Genomic DNA, 19,915 nt, shown 5'->3' with positions numbered 1-19,915 from the left:
AAAGAACAAAATTTCTACAGGCGATAATTTCATATATGGCGACAAGGCGGATTTCTTTTGCGTCAGGCTAGAGACGATGTTCGGGAAACAGATTGCCGGAGTGATCAACAAGGTAGCGTGAAATATCCTCCTCCCGCACTTCTTCCAGCCGCCCCGGACGCCAGCGGGGATTACGGTCCTTGTCGACCAAGGCCGCACGCACGCCTTCGTAAAAATCATGCTGGCGCAATATCTCGGTGCCGGCGGCGAACTCCCGCTCCAGGCACTCGATCAGGCTTGCACTTTCGCGGCCAAGCCGCAGAAGCTTCAGTGTCAGTTTAAGGCTGGTGGGAGAGCGTTTTTGCAGAACTTCAAGCGTTTCTCGCGAAAAGGCATCGTCCCGCGCCGAAAGGGCGGCGAAAATTTCCTCGACCGTATCGAAACGGAATGTCGCATCGATGATATCCCGGTTTGCAGCCAGTATGCCTTCACCCTCATCAGTGGCATAGGCCGCTATCGCTGCCTCCAAACCTTCGACATCCGTCGTTTGCGACAGATCCTGCACCAGAGCTTCGAGACGGTCCGAGGGGACGAAATAATCGGCAAACCCGGCATAGATCGCGTCGGCAGCGGTAACGGCGTTGCCGGTCAGCCCCAGCCACGTGCCGCACTCGCCCGGCGCCTTCGGCAAAAGCCAGGAACCACCGACATCCGGGAAATAACCGATACCCGTTTCCGGCATGGCGAGCCTTGTGCGCTCGGTAACGATGCGGTGGCTGCCATGCGCGGAAATACCGACGCCGCCACCCATGACGATGCCATCCATCAACGCGACATAGGGTTTGCCAAAGCGGGCGATCCGATAGTTGAGCGGGAATTCTTCCCGCCAGAAATCAAGCACCTGCGGGTCACCCGCCTTGCCGAGATCATGAATGATGCGGACATCGCCGCCGGCGCAAAGTCCTTTTTCGCCCTCCCCCCTCAGCACGACGCAGGATATGCCGGGGTCGTCCTCGAAACGCTGAAGCGACTGGAACAGGGTGCGCACCATCGGCAACGTCAGGCTGTTGATGGCTTTCGGACGGTTAAGGCTGATGATGCCGGCTCCTTGCCGTCTCTCGACGATGACCTGCACCTCCGCTTCGGTTCCCAGTTCCAATCTCGCCTCCTCCGCTGCCGGTTCTCCGCCCATCTTGGCGGCCTTGACGCAATCACGCAACGTTGATCTTGTCGTATGGGAACGTCTTTCGCTTAAACCGCTTTCCCAGGCGTAAAATGCCTGAAATCCGCTTTCGCAATGCAGCATGTTTGCTTGACGCCCGGAAGATGATGGCATGTAATGGGTTCTGGAAATGCCGGCATTGATTCCTGTCGAGCGTGTGCCGGACCAAGCGAAATGTCGCCTTCTCAAAGGCGCTGTAAACAGCAACGGGAGACGAGCATGCAGGTTTCGGAAAACGAGTGGATCAGCAAACGCGCCTATACACTCTGGGAAAAAGAAGGCCACCCCCACGGCCGCGATGCGGCACATTGGGAACAGGCAAAACACGAATTTTCACTTCTGAAAACATCGGAAGCGACGAAACCCGCGCAGCGCAAGAAGGCAGCTCCCAAAGCAGTCTCCGCTGATGCCGCCGCACCGGATGCAGAAGCCCCGGCGAAACCCAAAGCCCGCGCTCGCAAGGCTGCCGCTGCGAAATAAAGACCCCCACATAGTCATCTGAAGCAGCAAATGAAAAAGCCCGACGAAATCTCGCCGGGCTTTGTCTGTTTAGCGTGCGTCGCAGCCCGGATCGCCGATCCGGCAACCGCCCTGGAAGTTTTCCGAGCCAGGCGCGCGGCGCTGCTCGTCCCACTGGCGGCGTTCAGGGCGGCGCTGGCCTTCATCCTGATTTTGCTGACGGTCGCGGTTGCGGTCCCGGTTATCGTCTTCGACGCGGGGGCGATTGTCCTCACGGCGCGGCCTGTCGCCCTGATTTCTGTCACCCTTATTGCGATCACCCTGGTTCCAGTCGCCATAACGGCGCTCCCAGCGGCCGTCATTCGGTCCGCCGCCCTGGCGCGGATCACGCGATTCATCGCGGCGGCCGTCGCGCCAGTCATCCCGGCGGCCATCACGCCACTCGTCGCGCGGACGTGGGCGGTCCCAGTCTGCGCGCGGTGGCGGCGGTGCGGCATTCCAGTAACCGCCGGAGGGGCGACGCCAGCGATCACGCTCGCGGTAAAAATCGCGGTCGCGATAATAGCGGTCCCAGTACCGGCCGGCTTCGAAGGTGATGATCGGCACGCCGAGATCCCGGTAGTAGCGCGGCTCGACATAGACGCGGTTCTGCCGGTAGGTGGTTTCGATATAGCGCCCGGCAACCCAGCCGCGACCGGCAACGAAGGACACGTCGCACCAGGGAGTATCGGACAGGCAGCCATGCACCGTGAGCGGTGCGCCGTTCGGGATCACGACGACGGCCGGATAAGCCGTGCTCGGGCCGGAGCGCATATTCACGTTCGCTGTGGCAAAGCCGCGTGTCGCGGCTTCGGCAAGTGCCGGCGCGGCGAGCATGGCCACCAGCGCAATTGCGCCAAACAGTTTTCTCTTCACTTCTTTCTCCTCAAGCAAAGGCCCGCTTTGCCCTTGTCGGCATCCATCGTCTTCGATGGACGAGTATGCGTTCCGCATACTGCCACGATCGGAAAATACGCGTCTCTCCATGAACGCAGCATGAAACAAATGAGGCGCCGTATCAGTTCCACCTGCGGCATTGCGCGCCCGACAAATTGCCAGCGGAATGGCCCGTCGGTCTTGACTTCGGGGGGCAATCATCCGACTTCAGTGCAACAGCAATATGGAGCAGAACCATGAGCGAAACCGCACAGACGACCGTCGACCAGAGCGAAGTGGATCGTTTCTCCGCGATGGCTGCCGAATGGTGGAGCCCAACGGGCAAGTTCCGCCCGCTGCACAAGTTCAATCCGGTGCGGCTGGAATATATCCGCAACCGCGTCTGCGAGAATTTCGGCCGCGACCCGAAGGCGCATCGCCCGCTGGAAGGGTTGCGCGTGCTGGATATCGGCTGCGGCGGCGGTCTTCTCTCCGAGCCCGTAGCGCGCATGGGCGCCACCGTGGTGGGTGCCGATCCCTCGGAGAAGAACATCGGCATCGCCTCCACCCATGCGCGTGAAAGCGGTGTCACAGTGGACTACCGCGCCGTAACCGCCGAACAGTTGCAGGAAGCGGGCGAAACCTTCGACGTCATCCTCAACATGGAGGTTGTGGAGCATGTGGCGAATGTCGATTTCTTCGTCACCACCTGCGCCAAAATGGCGCGCCCCGGCGGGCTGATGTTTGCCGCCACCATCAACCGCACGCTGAAAGCCCGGGCACTCGCCATTTTCGCCGCCGAAAACGTGCTGCGCTGGCTGCCGCGCGGCACCCACCAATATGAGAAGCTGGTTCGCCCGGAAGAGCTTGAGCGGCCGATGGTGGCAAGCGGCATGGATATCATCCACCGCACCGGCGTCTTCTACAACGTGCTGCAGGATCGGTGGAATCTCTCGCCGGATATGGACGTCAACTACATGATGCTGGCGAAACGGCCGGCATAAATCGGCATTCAGACTGGAATAGCCTGCACCGCCAACAGCAGTTCCTTTTGCCCGGCAGCATTTCTTGCGACGATTTTCCGGACCTCGGCCCGGTCGACTTCAACCGGAGTTCCGTTCGCCGCGAAAGGCTGCTTGAAATTAAACGCCTGTGGCGACGGGCCGTGGTCGTGCAGATGCTCGAACCTTCTGACGGCATCTGTCCAGAGAGGATTATCCGCCGTATCCACCCACCATAGAACAAGCGGCGGCCATTTCTGTGGAATATTCCAGTTGCGTCCATGCTTCAGGGCCTCCGCATGCACGCCGGAGTAGGAATAGGCCATCAGCGATTCGAGATCGCGCCAGAGCGAAAAGGACGAAACACCGCTTGTCGCGCCGTTTTCCTTCAGGAAACGTGGGAAGACCTGCACGCCCCAGCTTGCGGGTCCGGGTTCGCCTTCGTAACCGGACCGGCCGATGAAACCTTCCGCGCGTTCGGCGGCCATGAAATTCAAAGGTTCGCGCCGGGCAAATCCGGCAACGGCGGGATCATCATAAGCGGCAATCTGTATTCCGAAATTATAGATTGCTAACCGCATAGCCAAACTCAGTTTATGTCGTCAGGTAACGACGGCAGCGGCGCGATTTCGATGCCCTCGTCCAGCAGGGCCTTGGCGTCCTGCACGGAGGCATTGCCGATAATGCCGCGCTCGTCCGCCTCGCCATAATGGATTTTGCGGGCCTCTTCAGGGAATTTATCGCCGACATCCTCCGCATTGGCGCGAATATTGGCGACGGCCTCGCGGATTTTCGCAATCGCTTCCTTTTTTGCCGTGTCCATGGCGAGCGTCTGGCGTTCGTCCTTTTTACGGGCGGTAGAGACTGAAGGCGCCATCAGAAGTTTGGAGACCTGCACGGAATTGCAGACCGGACAGGACAGGAAACCGCGCTGCAACTGATTGTCGAAATCGTTGCTACCGGCAAACCAGCCTTCAAACTCATGGCCCTTCTCACAGGCCAGCGCATAACGGATCACGCCGCCTCACCTCCGGCAGGTTTCAGGGGAATAACCGTATCCAGCCCGAACTCGCGGGCATTGCGCAGATTGGGGATTTTTCCGCGCGCCGCCGCCACAAGAGACGTGTCGATCTCAGCGAAGATGATCTCTTCCCCGCCGCCGCCGGCAATGGCCAGCACCTTGCCCCAGGGGTCGATGATGATGGAATGGCCGAAAGTTTCACGCCCATCCTCATGCACCCCCGCCTGTGCGGCGGCGATGACGAAAGCGCCGTTTTCAATGGCGCGGGCGCGCAGCAGAATTTCCCAATGGGCTTCCCCCGTCTGGCGGGTAAAGGCGGCAGGCACCGTCAGAATTTCGGCGCCGGCCAGCGCTTCTGCGCGGAAAAGCTGCGGGAAACGGACGTCATAGCAGATAGAAAAGCCAAATTTCGCCAGGGGAAGTTCGGCGATACGCGCAACTTCGCCGGGCTCATAGGCAGCGCTTTCGCGCCAGCTTTCGCCATTGTCGAGATCGACATCGAACATGTGGATCTTGTCATAGCTGCAGATGCGCGAACCATCCGGCGCGAAGAGAAACCCGCGATTGGCAATCTTGCCATCCGGCCTGGCAATCGCCGTGGAGCCAATATGGACATGGATACCGAGTTCGCGCGCCAGCCGTGCGGCGGTGGCAACGATGATATCGCCATCGTCATCGCGCAGCTGGGCACGAAGCGCCTGTCTGTCCTTCTGGATCGCACCCGTCATTTCCGGGGTCTGGACATAAACAGCGCCTTCCGCCGCAGCGGCGCGCACCAGCCGTTCCATATCGGCGGCGTTTTTCGCCGGATCAACGCCCGAGCGCATCTGGATGGCAGCAACCTTGAAACTCATCACATCCTCCGTCGATCGGACCGATCAGCCAGCCAGCATCGTATCCAGTTTGCCTGCGCGCTCCAGCGCATGCAGATCGTCGCAACCGCCAACAAGCTCACCATTGATGAAGATTTGCGGAAAGGTCGTTCCGCCGGATTTCTCGATCATTTCCTGCCGGTATTCCGGTGTCGTGGTAGCGTTATATTCCGCATAATCAACGCCCTTGCTGTCCAGCAGCGCCTTGGCGCGCGCGCAATAACCACAAAAATCCCGCGTATAAATCGTCACCGGTGCCATGTCTTTCAAAGCCTCGCAAACGTGCGATGAACGCACGGTTTCCTCACATCATTCAGGCTTCATATAGGCCCGGAAATGGCCATTGCAAAGGTCAAAACTGTCACATCCGCGGCACCTGCCTTGCGCAGGGCACGGCTTGCCGCACCCACCGTCGCACCGGTCGTATAGACGTCATCCACCAGCACCACGCGCTTTCCATGAACATCGGCTTCCCGGCCGGGCGCCAGCGAGAAAGCGCCGCGCACATTATGCCGTCGGGCGAGTGCGGAGAGCCCCACCTGACGCTCGGTCGGCTTCACGCGCAACAGCGTGCCGGCGAGCAGAGGTTTGCCGGCCGCCCTCGCCAGATGCCGCGCCAGCTCGGCGGACTGATTGAAGCGACGGCGCAGGAAACGGTAACGATGTAAGGGCACGGGCACAATGCAATCGCAGGCATCCACCGTTCCGTCGCTTGCCCGCAGCATCCATATCGCCATCAACCGGGCGAGATCAGTGCGGTCCTGATATTTCAGCCGGTGCACCAGCTTACGGGCAGTGCCCTCATGGCTGGCAACGGCGCGCAGGCGATCAAAGGATGGCGGATCGGCAATGGCCCGCGCACTCACAACGCCTTCGCCATGATCGCGCGAAAAGGGGGCACCCAAAACCTCGCAGAAAGGCCGTTCGATGAAGGCAACCTCCCGCCAGCAATCGGGGCACAACGCCCCCTCGCCGCCGGTCATGCGATTGCAGCCGGCGCAGGTTGGTGGGTGGACCATGCGGAAGGCCGCGCGCAACAGGCCACGGGCGGCGGCCGGCACGCTGGCAGACTTCGACAGCAACTCCGAAAACAGATCTTCACCAGCACCCATAAGGTTGACTTTAGCGCCGAACGGGTGCCTTTGCGAGAGCGATATGGTCCGGCCAGACACCGGAAAACGATGCCCCTGACGGCATGACAGCAAAGAAGCGGCCCGCCGACCCCAAGGCGCTATTGGCCGAGCAGGCAAGACGATGGATATTCTCTTTGACCAGGCCCTGATCGAACAAAACCGTCGCCGGGCATGGAACCGGCGCGACGACAAGGCCCTGTTTCTTCTCGATATGGCAGCTGAAGAACTCGCCGACAGGCTCGCCATTGTCGAGCGCCAATTCGAGACCGCGATCGAACTGCATGGCGGAACCGGCATCACCGCGCAGCGCCTGGCCGAGACGGGCAAGGTGGAGGCAATCCGCCGTATCGAGACCGAGAGCTGTTTTGCCACGGATGGGAATATTCCGCAGGCAGCCTCAATGGAACATCTGCCGCTTGAGGAGGCGTCCGCCAATCTCGTCGTTTCGCCGCTTGCACTGCATCTCACCAATGATACGCCCGGCGCGCTGATCCAGATCCGGCGGGCATTGAAGCCGGACGGCCTGTTTCTCGGCGCCATTCCCGGCAGCGGCACACTGCATGAACTGCGCGACGTGTTGCTGACGGCGGAGGCGGAACTGACCGGCGGCGCCAGCCCGCGCGTCATTCCCTTCGCCGATGTGCGTGATGTCGGGGCGCTTTTGCAGCGCGCCGGTTTTGCCCTTCCGGTCACCGATTCGGAAACCTATACGGTGCGGTACGATTCGATTTTTCCGCTGATGCGCGACCTGCGCGCCATGGGCATGGCCAATCCGCTGGCAAGCCGCAGCAGAAAACCGCTCAACCGCGCGTTCTTCCTGCGCGCGGCGGAGCTTTATGCCGAACGTTATTCAGACCCGGATGGACGGATAAGGGCGACATTTTCCATCATCTATGTTTCAGGCTGGGCGCCGCATGAGAGCCAGCAGAAACCGCTGAAGCCCGGCTCCGCCAAAATGCGCCTTGCGGATGCGCTGAAAACCACCGAGGTGAAATTGTCCTGAGCGCTCGCCCGACACTTTCAACTTTTGGCGAAAGTGTCGGTGAGAAACTGGAAAACTGTGTTGATATCGCTGCTGATGGTGCTCGCGCCACCAATGAGCGCCGCGGAAATCAGCCCGACGATCAGGCCGTATTCAACTGCTGTCGCACCATCTTCGTTCTTGCAAAAATTGATAAATGAAAGCAGCACAGGATATGCCCAATCCGCCAGCCGGCATTATGCTTTATTGAAATCGAATATATCTTAAGGCCGCCAGTGTGAGGAATCGGTTACCGATGATGGTAAACGATCAGCAACCGCTCTCATTGCTGTAACCCGTCACGACGCAGGGCATTTCCGGCATCGGCTGGGTTATGCTGCGGCGAATGGAATAGGTCTTGCCCGTATCGGTTTTCTTGATCGAGCCGGTGCTGATCATGTCATAATTGTCGGGAAACTGTGCCACACGGGTGGATGATTTTCCGGCAAGCATGGGGGTGATGATCAGGGAGAGAGCGATAACGGCCGTGCCGAAAAGCAGCGCGACATTAAGAACGCCGGTGCGACGGGATTTATCGGAATAAGAGTGACGACCTTCCACCGTCTTCCAGAAATCCTCGTTCATAACCAACCTCGTCTCGCGCAGTTTACCGCTTCTTTAGATTAACAATCTGCCAGAGGGTGCTGAACGATCTCTTAACATAGCCCCGTTTTGGCACGGCAAAACGCAGCGAATGGAAGGTTTTCACGAAGCTGTGACGGTGTAAGGCGGCGTCTTAAAGCAGATCCTGCAGGAAAGGGATCAGCGGCTCGTCGGCCGGCGGCATGGGGTAGTCACGCAGGGCCATCGGCTTTACCCATTTTATCGCCTGACCCTCCCGACCATGCGGGATGCCTTCATAACGACGGCACACATAGAGCGGCATCAGCAGGTGAAACGTCTCATAGGTATGGCTGGCAAAGGTCAGCGGTGCGAGGCAGGCGACCCTGGTCTTGATACCCAGTTCTTCGTCCAACTCGCGGACAAGGGTTTCCTCCGGCGTCTCGCCGTGCTCCACCTTACCACCGGGAAATTCCCACAGGCCGGCGAGCGATTTGCCTTCCGGCCGCTGCGCCAGAAGAATGCGGCCATCCTGATCGAGAAGCGCGCAGGCAGCGACCAGCAGGATTTTTTTGCCCGCCTCACTCATTCTTCAGCACCCTTGTGCCAATAGCGATAACGATAAGCTTCGGTGAAACCGAATTTTTCGTAGAGCGCAATCGCGGCAGCATTGGTGGAAACCACCTGCAACCAGGCGCTTTTCGCGCCGCTGATTCTGGCCCAGCGCAGTGCCGAGGCCATAATCTGCGTGCCAAGACCCTTTTGTCGCTGCGACTTGTCGACATCGAGGGAGATGATGCCGGCAAGATCGTTATCCTGCACGCAGATAACAGTCGCCAGCGGTTGGCTTTCAACTTCCTCGTTGATGAACAGGCCGAGTGTCGGCTTGATGGAACTGACGATCTCGGCAATCGCCGGACGCAGGGACGCATCGCCATCGCTGACCTTGAGGCTGGCCTCCACAAATCGGCCGATATCGTGGCTCGGCAGGCTGACGAGCGTTTCCGGAAGCTCCATTCCGGAAAGATCAGCCGTCATCACCTTGACTTCCTCAAACACGGACCAACCGTCCTTGACCAGAAAGTCCTTGAGTTGCGGCGGCATCAGTGTCGTTTCGCGCACCACCAGCGGTCGGCCGAAATCCTCGAAACGCTTGCGTGCCTTTTCCAGCCGCACTGCGCTGTTGCCATAGTCGGACGGGTCAAGCGGCACCACGCAGTTGATGCGCTTGGAGGGATGCGACCCCGTCAGGCGGATTTGCCAGCTGCCGTCATAAATCACCGACGAGGCCGGCCATGCGCGGAAGCTGACGGCTTCCAGACGGCGAACCAGCGGCAGATTGACGGCTTTGTTGTCCTGCATTCTCTTCGGCTCCAACGGTCAGCTCCGGTAGTCGCCGTTGATCGCAACATATTCCTTGGTCAGATCGCAGGTCCAGACCGTGGCCGTACCCTGGCCGAGACCGATATCCACCTTCACCGGAATGTCTTCCAGACGCATGACGGCGGTGGTCTCCGCTTCCGAATAATCGGGGTCGCGCTCGCCATTCACGGCCACGCGCACGCCGCCGAACCAGATGGCGAGGCGGTCGCGGTCGGCCATTTCGCCGGATTTTCCGACGGCCATGACGACGCGGCCCCAATTGGCGTCTTCACCGGCGACCGCCGTCTTCACCAGCGGCGAATTGGCGATGGAAAGGGCGATCTTCTTGGCGGCGGCATCGTTTTCCGCGCCGGTGACGGTGACTTCCACCATCTTGCGGGCACCTTCGCCATCGCGAACCACCTGCAACGCCAGATCCTTCAGGAGATCGTTGAGCGCGGCGCGGAAGGAGGACAGGCGCTCGTCATCGGCGCTCGTCACCTTCACCTGACCGTCTTCGGCCGCCGCACCCGTGGCAAACAGCATCAGCGTGTCTGACGTGGATGTGTCGCTGTCGACCGTCACGGAATTGAAGGTCGGGCCGACACCGGCCGAAAGCAGGACCTGCAGGGCGGCCGGATCGATATCGGCATCCGTCACCACAAAAGAGAGCATCGTCGCCATATCGGGGGCAATCATGCCCGCCCCCTTGGAAATACCGTTGATCGTCACGATCACGCCGCCGATCTCGGCGGTGCGGGTCGCGACCTTCGGATAAGTGTCCGTCGTCATGATCGCCTTGGCGGCTTCCTGCCAGAAATCGGCTTCCGCCCGGACATTCATGTCGCCGAGAACGCCGGCAAACTTCGAGGCGTCCAGCGGTTCGCCGATCACGCCGGTCGATGCCAGGAACACTTCGCCCTCAGAGCAGCCGACGGCAGCGGCGGCGGATTTCGCCGTCAGCTCGGTCGCCGCCTTGCCCTTGATGCCGGTAAAGGCATTGGCATTGCCGGAATTGACCACCACGGCACGCGCCGCGCCGCCGCCGAGATTGGCGCGGCAGAAATCGACCGGAGCGGAAGGGCATTTCGATTTGGTGAAAACGCCGGCCACGCTTGCCGGCTTGTCGAACACCATCAGGAGAACGTCGGTGCGGTTCTTGTACTTGATGCCGGCGGCGGCCGTCGCCATGCGAACGCCGCGCAGCGCTGGCATGTCGGGATAGGATTTCGGAGCGAGCGGGGAAACGGCAACGGACATGGAAAAGCGCCTGAAATTCTGGAAATGGGAGGTATGGAAGTGCCTGAGATGAAACGGGGCGGCCTCAAAGCCGCCCCGTAACAAGGTGATTATTACTGCTGCGGCGGCTGAGCCTGCTGTTCCTTCGTGGCTTCGTCGTAGCCCTTCTTCAGCGTCTCATCCATGATTTCGATCTTCTGGTCAGCCTTGGCCTTCTCGATGAGGGCAACGTACTTGTCACGCATGACAAGCTGACGAACCTGCGGCTCCACCTGCTCGAAAGCCGGCGGCGGGGCGATGCGCTTGTCTTCCAGCTTGATGACGTGGAAACCGAACTGCGTCTTCACCGGGGTCTTGGTGTAAGCGCCCTTTTCGAGACCAAAAGCGGCTTCTTCGAATTCCGGCACCATGCGGCCCTTGCCGAACCAGCCGAGATCGCCGCCGTCATCCTTGTTGGAATCGGTCGACTTTTCCTTGGCGAGTGCGGCGAAATCCTTGCCCGAATCAAGCTGCTTGATGATGTCATTGGCTTCATCTTCGCTGGCGACGAGGATGTGGGCAGCCTTGATTTCTTCTTCCTGCGGCAGAGCTGCGACTTCCTTGTCGTAGCGTGCCTTCACTTCATCAGCGGTGACGGCATCAACCACATGTTTGCGGAAATAGGCGTTGTGCAGCTCACGGTCCTGGATGAATTCCATGCGCTTCTTGAAATCTTCAGTCTTTTCGAGACCCTCGGCGCTGGCATTCTTCACGAGAAGCTTGACGTCGATCGCGCCGGAAAGGGCTGCGACCTTCTTCTGCTCGTCGGGAAGCTGCGCGAGCTGCGGATCGAGGTTGCCCATGGCCAGATCGAGTTCGGACTGGTGAATCTCCAGATCGCCGACCTTGGCGACAACCTTGTCTTCCTGTGCAAAAGCCGGAAGCTGGAGGCCGAGCGTGGCCACAATCACCGCAGCCGCAATTTTATTATAGCGCAACATTTTGAACCTTTCGGGGACAATGCCGGCTCCAGACATGGTTTCCGGCTCTGAAAAAACTTCCAAACACCGGATTGTGGCCATTCTGTAACGGGCAGAACCGTTGACATCATTTGCCCCCCCTCTTATCTGTCACGCAACCTCGCGTCCAGATACGTTGAAGGGCGAAGTCCGTCATTTGTTGCTGAAATCGGCATGACGGAGAAAAGCGCCCGTGAAAACGGAATTTCAGAAAGGGCCAGTAAGATGGTCAGTCTCGGCGGAATAGCCCGCAAGTTGTTCGGTTCGGCAAATGAACGCCGCGTCCGCTCCTATAAAAGCAAGATCGCAGCCATCAATGCGCTGGAAGAGGCCACCAAGGCTTTGTCCAACGAAGCGCTTGCGGCAAAGACGGCGGAGTTCCGCCAGCAGCTTGCCGATGGCAAGACGCTGGACGATCTCCTGATCCCGGCTTTCGCCGTCGCCCGTGAGGCGTCACGCCGCGTTCTGCACATGCGCCCCTTCGACGTGCAGCTGACCGGCGCCATGATCCTTCATGGCGGCGCCATCGCCGAAATGAAGACCGGTGAAGGCAAGACGCTGGTGGCGACCCTTGCGGTCTACCTCAACGCCCTGGCCGGCAAGGGCGTGCATGTCGTTACCGTCAACGACTATCTCGCCAAGCGCGACGCCGCCACGATGAGCAGGCTTTATGGCTTCCTCGGGCTGACGACCGGCGTCATCGTACACGGGCTGGACGACGACCAGCGCCGCGAGGCCTATGCCTGTGACATCACCTACGCGACGAATAACGAGCTCGGCTTCGATTATCTGCGCGACAACATGAAATACGACCGCGCCCAGATGGTGCAGCGTAGCCACAATTACGCGATCGTCGACGAAGTCGATTCGATCCTTGTCGATGAGGCGCGCACGCCGCTCATCATCTCCGGCCCGCTGGACGACCGCTCCGATCTCTACAACACCATTGACGCGTTCATTCCGCTTCTGTCGCCGGAAGATTACGAAATCGATGAAAAGCAGCGCTCGGCCAACTTCTCCGAAGACGGCACCGAGAAGCTCGAGAACCTGCTGCGGCAGGCGGGCCTCCTGAAGGGCGAATCACTTTACGACATCGAAAACGTCGCCATCGTTCACCACATCAACAATGCGCTGAAGGCCCACAAGCTTTTCACCCGCGACAAGGACTACATCGTCCGTAACGACGAAATCGTCATCATCGACGAATTCACCGGCCGCATGATGCCCGGCCGCCGTTATTCCGAAGGCCAGCACCAGGCGCTGGAAGCCAAGGAAAAGGTGCAGATCCAGCCGGAAAACCAGACGCTTTCTTCCGTCACCTTCCAGAACTATTTCCGTATGTACTCCAAGCTCGCCGGCATGACCGGTACGGCATCGACGGAAGCGGAAGAGTTCGGCAACATCTACGGCCTCGACGTCATCGAAGTGCCGACCAACCTGCCGATCCAGCGTATCGACGAGGACGACGAGGTTTACCGCACCGGCGAGGAGAAGTTCCTCGCCATCATCACCGAGATCAAGGCGGCGCATGAGCGTGGCCAGCCGGTTCTGGTGGGCACGACCTCGATCGAGAAGTCCGAACTTCTGGCCCATATGCTGCGCCAGTCCGGCTTCACCGATTTCCAGGTTCTGAACGCCCGTTACCACGAGCAGGAAGCCTATATCGTTTCGCAGGCCGGCGTTCCCGGCGCCGTCACCATCGCCACCAACATGGCCGGTCGCGGTACCGACATCCAGCTCGGCGGCAACGTCGACATGCGCCTCGAGCGCGAGCTGGAAGGCATGGAGCCCGGTCCGGAGCTTGATGCGAAGGAAGAGGCAATCCGCGCCGAAATCAAGGTGCTGAAGGAAAAGGCGCTCGCCGCCGGCGGTCTCTACGTCATCGCCACCGAGCGCCACGAAAGCCGCCGTATCGATAACCAGCTGCGCGGCCGTTCCGGCCGTCAGGGTGACCCGGGCCGCTCGAAATTCTATCTGTCGCTCCAGGACGACCTGATGCGCATCTTCGGCTCCGAGCGCATGGACTCGATGCTGCAGAAGCTCGGCCTGAAGGAAGGCGAGGCCATCGTCCATCCGTGGATCAACAAGGCGCTGGAACGCGCCCAGAAGAAGGTCGAAGCCCGCAACTTCGAGACCCGCAAGAACCTTCTGAAATATGACGACGTGCTGAACGACCAGCGCAAGGTGATCTTCGAGCAGCGCCTCGAGCTGATGGAGGCCGACAATATCGGCGAAACCGCAGCCGACATGCGCAACGAAGTGATCGAAGCGCTCGTCACCAAGCATGTTCCGGAAAATGCCTATGCCGAACAGTGGGATATTGCCGGCCTGAAGGCCGGTATCGCCCAGTTCCTGAACCTCGACCTGCCGGTGGAGGAATGGGCCAAGGAAGAAGGTATCGCCGAGGACGACATTCTTCAGCGCGTTACCGAGGCGGCCGACAAATACGCTGCCGAGCGTGCGGAACGTTTCGGTCCTGAGATCATGACCTATGTGGAACGTTCGGTCATTCTCCAGACAATCGACCATCTGTGGCGCGAACATATCGTCAACCTCGACCACCTTCGCTCCGTCGTCGGTTTCCGCGGTTACGCCCAGCGTGATCCGTTGCAGGAATACAAGGCGGAAGCCTTCGAACTGTTCCAGTCGCTGCTTACCAATCTGCGCGAAGGCGTCACCGCCCAGCTGATGCGCGTGGAACTGGTGCAGCAGGAACCGCAGCAGCCGGAACTGCCGGAAATGACCGCCCATCATCTCGACCCCGTCACAGGCGAAGACGAGATGTCGTATAGCGCACCCGTCGCTTTGGTGCCGGCCGAAGAGCGCGATCCGAACAATCCCTCCAGCTGGGGCCGTATCGGGCGCAATGAAATGTGCCCCTGCGGCTCGGGAAAAAAATACAAGCACTGCCACGGCGTTTACGAACAGGCGTAAACCTGAGGCCCATTTTTGATAGCAATCGCCCGTAACCCCGTGTTGCGGGCGATTTTCTTTGCGCCCGTTCATTGCTGTTGACGGATATCAGCGATTTCCAATATGGGAGCCTGATCATCTTCCGGAAAACGCTTTCATAAGCGCATCCGGCTAGATGGAAGCGTCGGACGGGCTCACGATCTTTGTTTTTGCGCATTCTCCGGACGTAAAACCGCTAAACAATTTTGACGGAAATGCTCCATGGCCCCTCGCGATCTCGCCGCCTATATTTTTCTCGCGCTCGCATGGGGAATGTCTTTCCTGCTGCTTCTGCATGTCGTCGCAGCCTTCGGCTGGATTGGTGCCGTCACGCTTCGCTCGCTTGTCACCGCCGTCACCCTCTTTCTCATCGCGCGGGCCGCGCGCCGCAAGCTGGCATTTTCCGCCAGCTGGCGTACTTTCACCGTCGTTGGAGCGACAACGGTTGCCGGGCAGCTGATCGGCCTTTCCTACGCAACACCGCTGGTCGGCACCGCCATGGCCGCCATTCTGGTGGCGACAATTCCGCTTTTTTCCATGCTCATCTCGCAGATATGGGGGCTTGAGCGGCTGACGCGGCAGGGTGTTGCCGGCCTCGTCATCGGCTTTGCCGGCATCGTCCTGCTCGTCGGTTTTCCCGCCGTTCCCGTCACAACCGGTTTCATCATCGGCTGCGCCGCCGCTGTCGCCGCCTGTATCTGCGCCGCCTATGGCAGCAACTATGCCAGCCACCACCTCAAAGGCGTTGGCTCCTGGGAAATCACCATCGGCTCCTTTCTGGCGGGCGGTCTGATGACCCTGCCGCTTCTTCTGGCCGTGCCATTGCCCGGAACGCCGGCTCTCATCGACTACGTTTACCTGCTGATACAGGCGGTGGTCATGAGCGGCCTCACTTACATCACCTATTTCCGGCTGGTCTCCACCATCGGTGCAACGAAGACGATCAGCGTTGAATTTGCCGTCACCGTCGTGGCGGTTCTTATCGGCGCTCTGGTGCTGGACGAACCCCTGTCACTTCCCCAGCTTTTGGGCGCGGGCATCATCATTTTGGGCTGCGCACTCGTGCTCGATCTTCTGCCCAAGAAAAAAGCGCCGCCCACGCCATCCGGCGCATGAAGGGTTTATTAGCGTTTTCCACTAATAGTCGTGGCGGCTATCGCTGATCACGCGTGATCGCGTTTGCGACGCGAGGGGAAAATGCAACCGGGCAAGTCAGATTATGAGCATTATTGGGATCCCTTGCGGGCTCTCCTCATGCTGCTCGGCATTCCCTATCACGCCTCCCTGCTCTACAGCCACGCCCTGCCTTGGGATATCAAGGATTTTGAGACCAGCCCGGTCCTGACAGCACTTGGCGCGGCGCTCGTCACGTTCCGCATGCCGGCGTTTTTTCTGGTGGCCGGTTATTTTTCAGCCATGGTCGTCGGCAAGAAGGGCAAGATGCCTTGGTTGAGGCAGCGTTTTCTGCGCCTTGGCCTGCCCTTCATCGTGGCCTTGCTCCTGCTCGGGCCTCTGCAACTTTTCCTGCTGCAACTGGCCGGCGTCGCCAAGGGCGATATCCCCGCCGACCGGCTGATCCAGAGCCTGCCGGGTCTAATGCGCCCGAGCGAACAATGGATCATGCATCTGTGGTTCCTGCCCGCCCTCATTGGCTATTCCGTCCTGCTTGCCGGCCTGCTGTTCCTCGCGGAACGCCCGACACTGGCCTATGCCAGAGACTGGTTCGGCAGGGCGCGGGCACGTTATCCGGCCCTTTTTTTTGTCGCGCTCTGCGCCTTGCCTGTTGTGTGGGAACTGATGGTCTACGGCTCAGGCCTGCTTGCGGGCAAAACCGGAAATGGCCTGTTTATCCTCTACGAACGGGCCTCCGATCCTTATGCGCGCTATCTGCCGTTCTTTCTCATCGGAGCGTTGTTGAACCGCGACCGGGTTCTCTTTCACCGTTTTCGCCAGACGGGGTCTATCACCGGCATTATCGCCTTCGGCACCATCGCAACCGCCGTGACGCTACGGCTGCAAAATCCCTTTTCCAGTTCGGCCATGCTCGTGCTGGTTTCGGCGATTGCGGCGGTGGCGGCAAGCCGTCTGCTGATCGACCTCGCCTGCCGCTATTTCGACAGGCCAAGCCGGATTGCCGGACGGATGACGGATGCCTCCTTCACCATCTACCTGTTTCATCACCCGCTGATTTACGCTTTTGGCACGCTTTTCATTCTGATCTCGCTGCCGCCCATCCTCGAATTCACGATCATCGTCGCGGCGACGACCTTTACGGCCTATCTGCTGCACCAGATGATACGCCGCAGTCCGCTTGCACTTTTTCTTCTCAACGGCACCCGCAAGCCGCGGGCGGCAAACGGCATCGGGACAGGCGCCGCCGCCTCCCAAACCCTTCGTTAAGGATAAGGCGGTTACAATCCGGCTGCCTATTTAACTGGAAATGATGGCGTGTGGATCATGGCTATCCTCAACACGGCGGAAAAAGCCTTACCCGCAGGCCTGCGCGCGAAGCTCTCGCCGCTGGGAGCGAAAATCGCCGTCCTCGTTTCCGCAAGGGATGATGTCTCCCGCGCCCAGCGCATGGCGTTGGTTGCCTTTGCGGTGCGCATCGTCAGCGCCGGCATCGCCTTCATCTCCCAGATCATCCTGGCGCGCCTGATGGGCGAATTCGAATACGGCCTCTTCGCCTTTGTCTGGGTTCTGGTGATCCTGTTCGGCAATCTGTCCTGCCTCGGTTTCCACACCACTGTCATCCGCTTTTTACCCGGCTACCGTCTTGAGGACGCCCATGACAAGATCATGGGGCTGACATCGACGGCACGCATCTTCGCCATGCTGTCCGCCAGCACGCTGGCGCTTTGCGGCTTTGTTTTCCTGTATTTCTTCGGTGAGCGTATCGCCGCCTATTACCTCATTCCCGTTGCACTGGCGCTTTTCACCCTGCCGATGGTGGCGCTTGGTGATGTGCTGAACGGCACTGCGCGCGCCAATGGCTGGGCAATATCAGCCCTCAGCCCCACCTATATCGTTCGCCCGGTGCTCATATTGCTGTTCATGCTGGTGGCGATCGGGCTTGGCGCGGAAAAAACCGCGACAACGGCCATGCTCACCGCGCTTCTCGCCACCTATGTCACCACGTTGTTCCATTTCGCCTTCCTCAACCGACGGCTCAACCGAAATTTCCGCAGCGTCGCCCGGCTGATCCATTTCAGCCACTGGATGCGGTTTGCCTTTCCCGTGTTCCTGATTGACGGTATCGGCTTCCTGATGACCAATTCGGATGTGGTGATCGTCGGTCTCTATCTGCCACCGGATCAGGTCGGCATTTATTTTGCGGCGGCGAAAACCATCGTGTTGATGCAATTCGTATTTTTCTCCGTGCAGGCGGCCGCAGCCCCGCGTCTGGCCGCCCTGATTTCCGCCAATGACCGGCAAGAGCTGGCCGGTTTCGCCAGCCAGGCGGCGCGCTGGGCCTTCTGGCCGTCGCTTGCCGTCGGTTGCGTCGTGCTTCTGGCCGGCCCATTCCTGCTCTCTCTGTTCGGCCCCGGTTTCGTTCAGGGTTATCAGCTGATGTTCTTCCTCTTTGCCGGTTTTCTCGCCAAAGCACTGATCGGTCCGGGGGAAACGCTGCTGAACATGGCCGGCAAACAAAAATTGTGCGTGGCACTTTATATTATCATCTTCGGTTGTAATATTGCACTCAACATGTTGCTCATTCCGGTCTATGGTCTGGCAGGGGCTGCGGCAGCGGTTGCAATAGCCATGTGCATAGAAGCTGTGTTACTGCATGTAGCCATTCGCCGCACACTCGGGATCGTCCTTTTTGCCTTCAACGATCCCCGGGCGGGTCAAGACACTGGGAAGGCGGTGTAACGATAAGCATGTCCAGCGACCCAAAAAATCCGGATTTTCAGGACCCGCGCATCGCGGCGCTGATGGCGTCGGCGGAGCGTGACCGTCCCGTGGCGGACAGCAGCCGGCGCGTGGGACGCGACGGCCGTGAATTTTGCATTTATCCGGGCCAGCTCGGTTATGACATGCAGGAGGAACTCGACTTCCTGTCCAACCGCGTCATGGAGGCGAATGTCTTCTTCACCGGTCGGCTCCTTGCTCCCGCCATGCCGCGCATCGACGACAAGTCCGTGCGTTTCGCCCTCATCCGCGATGAGAACGGCGCCAGAAGCCGCATGCGCTTTCTGATGCCCTTTACCGTTGAAAAGCCGGGCTTTTCCATCGGGCCTTCCATTCTGCGCGGATGGGCCAATCCGTTCGGTCCGCTCGGCACGCCGCTGGTCGATACCGAGGGGGCTGCGGAAACGCTCGACAATCTTTTCGACGCGCTTTCCGACCGGGAAATGCGGCTGCCGAATGTGCTCGTGCTGCCGGATGTGCGGCTTGAAGGACCTTTCGCCCGCATGTTCAGGGCGATCGCGCTCAGCCGCAACCTGCCGGTGACGACGACGGGCAATTACCAGCGGCCGATGCTGGAAAGCCTCCTGGATGGCGAGGCCTATCTGCGCAATTCGCTTGCGCCGCACCATCAGCGGGAAATGCGCCGCCAATGGCGTCAGCTCGAAAAACTTGGGGCCATCTCCTACACCGTGACCCGCCAGCCGAAGGACATACGTTACCGGATGGAGGAATTCCTGGCGCTTGAGGCAAGCGGCTGGAAAGGCCGCAAGCGCACGGCGCTGGTGAACGACCGTTACCGTGCCGCCTTTGCCCGCGAGGCGATCACCAATCTGGCCGAAGCGGATGCCGTGCGTATCCACACCATCGATCTCAACGGCGCGGCGATCGCATCCATGATCGTTTTCTTGACGGCCGGCGAGGCCTATACGTGGAAGACAGCCTTTGACGAGAATTATGCGCAGTTTTCGCCCGGCAAATTGCTGGTGCAGAAACTGACCGACTGGCATTTGGACGATGCCAACATTCTACGCAGCGACAGCTGTGCGGTGCCCGATCATCCGATCATGAGCCGTTTCTGGCAGGAACGGCAGGAAATGGGCACATTGGTTGTCGGGCTGACACATAACAGCGACCGGGACGTACGGCAGGTTTCCACGCAGGTGGATATGTACCGTAACACCCGCAACCTCGCCCGCAGCCTGCGTCAGAAAATCCTCTCCTTCGGACGCAAGGGCAATTAATCGCGAAGGACGCCGAGGGCGTCCTTC

21 protein-coding genes are annotated in these 19,915 nt (G+C 59.7%); 8 read left to right on the top strand and 13 right to left on the bottom strand.

Annotated features, from left to right (window positions below):
- Positions 1-67 precede the first annotated feature (67 nt).
- Positions 68-1,138 (bottom strand): enoyl-CoA hydratase/isomerase family protein, encoded by a 1,071-nt coding sequence (locus tag DXT96_RS10365; protein ID WP_194287617.1) that lies wholly within the window; start codon positions 1,136-1,138, stop codon positions 68-70.
- A gap of 282 nt (positions 1,139-1,420) precedes the next feature.
- On the opposite strand from DXT96_RS10365, the gene DXT96_RS10360 reads away from it, so the two are divergent.
- Positions 1,421-1,681, top strand: a complete 261-nt coding sequence (locus DXT96_RS10360; RefSeq protein WP_153514546.1) for a DUF2934 domain-containing protein — start codon at positions 1,421-1,423, stop codon at positions 1,679-1,681.
- Between the two features lie 69 nt (positions 1,682-1,750).
- Here DXT96_RS10360 and DXT96_RS10355 read toward each other — a convergent pair whose 3' ends face one another.
- Entirely contained in the window at positions 1,751-2,575 is an 825-nt protein-coding gene (locus DXT96_RS10355) for an SH3 domain-containing protein (RefSeq protein ID WP_371418831.1), read from the bottom strand.
- Between the two features lie 257 nt (positions 2,576-2,832).
- Here DXT96_RS10355 and ubiG point away from each other — a divergent pair, with 257 nt between their 5' ends.
- Positions 2,833-3,579 carry a bifunctional 2-polyprenyl-6-hydroxyphenol methylase/3-demethylubiquinol 3-O-methyltransferase UbiG gene (gene ubiG / locus DXT96_RS10350; RefSeq protein ID WP_153514544.1) on the top strand — a complete coding sequence of 249 codons (747 nt, stop codon included), beginning with the start codon at positions 2,833-2,835 and terminating at the stop codon, positions 3,577-3,579.
- 8 nt (positions 3,580-3,587) lie between these two features.
- Here the strand turns inward: ubiG and DXT96_RS10345 are convergent, their stop codons facing one another.
- Genes DXT96_RS10345 through DXT96_RS10325 form a run of 5 tightly spaced genes read right to left on the bottom strand, consistent with a single transcriptional unit; the run spans position 3,588 to position 6,581 of the window.
- Positions 3,588-4,157: a DUF3291 domain-containing protein gene (locus DXT96_RS10345; protein WP_153514542.1), complete on the bottom strand. Its 570-nt coding sequence runs from the start codon at positions 4,155-4,157 to the stop codon at positions 3,588-3,590.
- Between the two features lie 8 nt (positions 4,158-4,165).
- A complete protein-coding gene (locus tag DXT96_RS10340) occupies positions 4,166-4,594 on the bottom strand; it encodes a DUF1178 family protein (RefSeq protein ID WP_371418830.1) in 429 nt (142 codons plus the stop codon).
- Entirely contained in the window at positions 4,591-5,451 is an 861-nt protein-coding gene (locus tag DXT96_RS10335; protein WP_153514540.1) for a carbon-nitrogen hydrolase family protein, read from the bottom strand. The genes DXT96_RS10340 and DXT96_RS10335 overlap by 4 nt, the downstream gene beginning before the upstream one ends.
- Positions 5,452-5,475: 24 nt before the next feature.
- Positions 5,476-5,730, bottom strand: coding sequence for a glutaredoxin 3 (grxC, locus tag DXT96_RS10330; RefSeq protein WP_153514538.1), 255 nt, complete (start codon positions 5,728-5,730; stop codon positions 5,476-5,478).
- Positions 5,731-5,789: 59 nt separating this feature from the next.
- On the bottom strand, positions 5,790-6,581 hold the full coding sequence (locus DXT96_RS10325; protein ID WP_153514537.1) for a ComF family protein: 792 nt from the start codon (positions 6,579-6,581) through the stop codon (positions 5,790-5,792).
- Positions 6,582-6,723: 142 nt separating this feature from the next.
- On the opposite strand from DXT96_RS10325, the gene DXT96_RS10320 reads away from it, so the two are divergent.
- Positions 6,724-7,605, top strand: a complete 882-nt coding sequence (locus DXT96_RS10320; protein ID WP_153514536.1) for a methyltransferase domain-containing protein — start codon at positions 6,724-6,726, stop codon at positions 7,603-7,605.
- Positions 7,606-7,622: 17 nt separating this feature from the next.
- On the opposite strand, the gene DXT96_RS10315 is transcribed toward DXT96_RS10320, so the two are convergent.
- From DXT96_RS10315 to DXT96_RS10290, 6 genes are all read right to left on the bottom strand, one after another.
- A complete protein-coding gene (locus DXT96_RS10315) occupies positions 7,623-7,793 on the bottom strand; it encodes a Flp family type IVb pilin (protein ID WP_369809530.1) in 171 nt (56 codons plus the stop codon).
- 100 nt (positions 7,794-7,893) lie between these two features.
- Positions 7,894-8,208: a hypothetical protein gene (locus DXT96_RS10310; RefSeq protein WP_149899370.1), complete on the bottom strand. Its 315-nt coding sequence runs from the start codon at positions 8,206-8,208 to the stop codon at positions 7,894-7,896.
- 151 nt (positions 8,209-8,359) lie between these two features.
- Positions 8,360-8,773, bottom strand: coding sequence for an 8-oxo-dGTP diphosphatase MutT (mutT, locus tag DXT96_RS10305; protein WP_153514534.1), 414 nt, complete (start codon positions 8,771-8,773; stop codon positions 8,360-8,362).
- Positions 8,770-9,546: an N-acetyltransferase gene (locus DXT96_RS10300; protein WP_153514533.1), complete on the bottom strand. Its 777-nt coding sequence runs from the start codon at positions 9,544-9,546 to the stop codon at positions 8,770-8,772. The genes mutT and DXT96_RS10300 overlap by 4 nt, the downstream gene beginning before the upstream one ends.
- 18 nt (positions 9,547-9,564) lie before the next feature.
- Positions 9,565-10,806: a bifunctional glutamate N-acetyltransferase/amino-acid acetyltransferase ArgJ gene (argJ, locus tag DXT96_RS10295; RefSeq protein ID WP_153514532.1), complete on the bottom strand. Its 1,242-nt coding sequence runs from the start codon at positions 10,804-10,806 to the stop codon at positions 9,565-9,567.
- A 92-nt stretch (positions 10,807-10,898) separates the two neighbouring features.
- On the bottom strand, positions 10,899-11,765 hold the full coding sequence (locus DXT96_RS10290; RefSeq protein WP_153514531.1) for a peptidylprolyl isomerase: 867 nt from the start codon (positions 11,763-11,765) through the stop codon (positions 10,899-10,901).
- Positions 11,766-12,008: 243 nt separating this feature from the next.
- Between DXT96_RS10290 and secA the strand changes: the two genes are divergently transcribed.
- The 5 genes from secA (at position 12,009) to DXT96_RS10265 (ending at position 19,888) form a co-directional block, all read left to right on the top strand.
- Entirely contained in the window at positions 12,009-14,717 is a 2,709-nt protein-coding gene (gene secA / locus DXT96_RS10285) for a preprotein translocase subunit SecA (protein WP_153514843.1), read from the top strand.
- 240 nt (positions 14,718-14,957) lie between these two features.
- Positions 14,958-15,851: a DMT family transporter gene (locus tag DXT96_RS10280; protein WP_153514530.1), complete on the top strand. Its 894-nt coding sequence runs from the start codon at positions 14,958-14,960 to the stop codon at positions 15,849-15,851.
- Positions 15,852-15,932: 81 nt separating this feature from the next.
- A complete protein-coding gene (locus DXT96_RS10275; protein ID WP_153514529.1) occupies positions 15,933-17,135 on the top strand; it encodes an acyltransferase family protein in 1,203 nt (400 codons plus the stop codon).
- 57 nt (positions 17,136-17,192) lie between these two features.
- Positions 17,193-18,608: a Wzx-type polysaccharide biosynthesis protein UppV gene (gene uppV, locus DXT96_RS10270; RefSeq protein WP_153514528.1), complete on the top strand. Its 1,416-nt coding sequence runs from the start codon at positions 17,193-17,195 to the stop codon at positions 18,606-18,608.
- 8 nt (positions 18,609-18,616) lie between these two features.
- Complete coding sequence (locus tag DXT96_RS10265; protein WP_149899378.1) at positions 18,617-19,888, top strand: GNAT family N-acetyltransferase; 1,272 nt, start codon at positions 18,617-18,619, stop codon at positions 19,886-19,888.
- Positions 19,889-19,915 lie beyond the last annotated feature (27 nt).

It is taken from the genome of Agrobacterium sp. ICMP 6402, from assembly GCF_009498615.1.
GTDB lineage: Bacteria > Pseudomonadota > Alphaproteobacteria > Rhizobiales > Rhizobiaceae > Agrobacterium > Agrobacterium burrii.
Note: the sequence above shows the minus strand (reverse complement) of the source record. Positions and strands in the feature narration are given on the sequence as shown.

What these genes read in the sequence shown, in the direction of transcription:
- DXT96_RS10360 (WP_153514546.1), top strand. Translation starts at nt 1,421, where the DNA reads ATGCAGGTTTCGGAAAACGAGTGGATCAGCAAACGCGCCTATACACTC.
- ubiG (WP_153514544.1), top strand. Translation starts at nt 2,833, where the DNA reads ATGAGCGAAACCGCACAGACGACCGTCGACCAGAGCGAAGTGGATCGT.
- DXT96_RS10345 (WP_153514542.1), bottom strand. Translation starts at nt 4,157, where the DNA reads ATGCGGTTAGCAATCTATAATTTCGGAATACAGATTGCCGCTTATGAT.
- DXT96_RS10335 (WP_153514540.1), bottom strand. Translation starts at nt 5,451, where the DNA reads ATGAGTTTCAAGGTTGCTGCCATCCAGATGCGCTCGGGCGTTGATCCG.
- grxC (WP_153514538.1), bottom strand. Translation starts at nt 5,730, where the DNA reads ATGGCACCGGTGACGATTTATACGCGGGATTTTTGTGGTTATTGCGCG.
- DXT96_RS10325 (WP_153514537.1), bottom strand. Translation starts at nt 6,581, where the DNA reads ATGGGTGCTGGTGAAGATCTGTTTTCGGAGTTGCTGTCGAAGTCTGCC.
- DXT96_RS10320 (WP_153514536.1), top strand. Translation starts at nt 6,724, where the DNA reads ATGGATATTCTCTTTGACCAGGCCCTGATCGAACAAAACCGTCGCCGG.
- DXT96_RS10310 (WP_149899370.1), bottom strand. Translation starts at nt 8,208, where the DNA reads ATGAACGAGGATTTCTGGAAGACGGTGGAAGGTCGTCACTCTTATTCC.
- mutT (WP_153514534.1), bottom strand. Translation starts at nt 8,773, where the DNA reads ATGAGTGAGGCGGGCAAAAAAATCCTGCTGGTCGCTGCCTGCGCGCTT.
- DXT96_RS10300 (WP_153514533.1), bottom strand. Translation starts at nt 9,546, where the DNA reads ATGCAGGACAACAAAGCCGTCAATCTGCCGCTGGTTCGCCGTCTGGAA.
- argJ (WP_153514532.1), bottom strand. Translation starts at nt 10,806, where the DNA reads ATGTCCGTTGCCGTTTCCCCGCTCGCTCCGAAATCCTATCCCGACATG.
- DXT96_RS10290 (WP_153514531.1), bottom strand. Translation starts at nt 11,765, where the DNA reads ATGTTGCGCTATAATAAAATTGCGGCTGCGGTGATTGTGGCCACGCTC.
- secA (WP_153514843.1), top strand. Translation starts at nt 12,009, where the DNA reads ATGGTCAGTCTCGGCGGAATAGCCCGCAAGTTGTTCGGTTCGGCAAAT.
- DXT96_RS10280 (WP_153514530.1), top strand. Translation starts at nt 14,958, where the DNA reads ATGGCCCCTCGCGATCTCGCCGCCTATATTTTTCTCGCGCTCGCATGG.
- DXT96_RS10275 (WP_153514529.1), top strand. Translation starts at nt 15,933, where the DNA reads ATGCAACCGGGCAAGTCAGATTATGAGCATTATTGGGATCCCTTGCGG.
- uppV (WP_153514528.1), top strand. Translation starts at nt 17,193, where the DNA reads ATGGCTATCCTCAACACGGCGGAAAAAGCCTTACCCGCAGGCCTGCGC.
- DXT96_RS10265 (WP_149899378.1), top strand. Translation starts at nt 18,617, where the DNA reads ATGTCCAGCGACCCAAAAAATCCGGATTTTCAGGACCCGCGCATCGCG.